Source organism: Shewanella sp. SM32 (assembly GCF_025654235.1).
GTDB lineage: Bacteria > Pseudomonadota > Gammaproteobacteria > Enterobacterales > Shewanellaceae > Shewanella > Shewanella oncorhynchi.
The window spans coordinates 1-1,245 of record NZ_JAKKRO010000151.1 but is presented as its reverse complement, the minus strand read 5'-3'; the positions used below and the strand labels follow the sequence as shown (position 1 = coordinate 1,245).

Sequence of the window (1,245 nt, the reverse complement as noted above, 5' to 3'; positions counted from 1 at the left end):
CTGAAGGATCCCCTCATAAATCAGCCATAGCATAGCCATATTTGAGCAACTGATTGGCGAATAATACCCAGGCCGCCAGCAATTCTTTCTCCGTGATTTGATAATCAGGCCGCCTGAGTACCTCCAATCCCAAGCGAATCGTTGAGAGTACCGTTCGATGCCCAATGGTATTGGCCTGAAAATGCTTATCCCAGCCCTGTTGCTGTGCGTGTAAACCAACTAGCCACAACAGGCATTGAACCATCAACGCTATCAGTAGGATGATGTCGAATCGCTCTGGACTGTTGGTACGACTTTGGCGTAAGCCAAAGCCGTATGCCGGGCTTTTGAGGTCACGAAAGGTTTCCTCTATTTGCATACGTTTGGCGTACAGGTTTACCAGCTGCTTTGGGCTCCGAGATTCTGGTGGTAAATTGCTGGCTAACACCCAAGGCTCTTTCGCCGATGTTGAGTACGTTTTTGCCGATGGATGGTGGCAATTAGTCCTCGTTGAACGCTGATTTGTACGCCCCTTAGGTTTGCTACGATAAAGCGTGAGATGGCAATTGATAGGGTTAGTTTTGGTCAAGGTCTTACAACCCAGGCTCTTCGCTTGACCGTTGGCCAAGTCATGTGTACTGCGAACTGCACGCCAATTTTCAGCGCCAATATCTGCAAATTGAACTGTACCGCGAATACGGCTTAGCCAAAACCAACCATGCGCCTCAACCTCTTTGTACCAAGGCACTTTGAACCCCGCGTCAGTCACGATGAGAGGGGTAACATGCAAAGGTAAAATCTTGGCTAAGTCCGCTAAAAAACCGTTGTGGGAGGCCTTAGAGCATTGTTCTGATAGGGGATAGGACTTCTCATACAGGGTAATAGAGCGGCCATTGAAGGCTATTGAGGCGCGCAGAGCCATGATGCGTTTATGCTCTCGGATGTCTGACCAATCGACGAGCACAATCGGCATAGGGTTACCAGAACAGATGAGGCTGGCATGCCATTGGTAGACAGCTAACCGTTCTTGATGCAGATGCGTGTTGCCGAGCAAACGATCAATGCGCTTGATGTTGTGCTTGGTTCGGGCCGTGGTTGGTAAATTTCGACCTAACTCAGTCAAGGTCAGTGTCTTACATTCAATCAGTGCCTTAGAGGCCAGCATCAAGCTGTTTAATCGTTTTAGGTGAAGTTCTGGGCAGTATTGGTGTAAAGAATGTTGTAGGATATTGGCTTCGCGCATCTTGTTGTCCAAGTGTAGTTTTT

At 48.4% G+C, this 1,245-nt stretch carries 1 protein-coding gene; it reads right to left on the bottom strand.

Annotation, left to right across the window (positions count from 1 at the left end; genetic code table 11):
- Positions 1–13: 13 nt before the first annotated feature.
- Positions 14–1,222 (bottom strand): IS4-like element IS10A family transposase, encoded by a 1,209-nt coding sequence (locus L5M10_RS23830; protein ID WP_001206290.1) that lies wholly within the window; start codon positions 1,220–1,222, stop codon positions 14–16.
- Positions 1,223–1,245: the final 23 nt, after the last annotated feature.

Bases quoted from the DNA above. Each gene is read 5' to 3' on its own strand.
- L5M10_RS23830 (WP_001206290.1), bottom strand. From the start codon at position 1,222: ATGCGCGAAGCCAATATCCTACAACATTCTTTACACCAATACTGCCCA.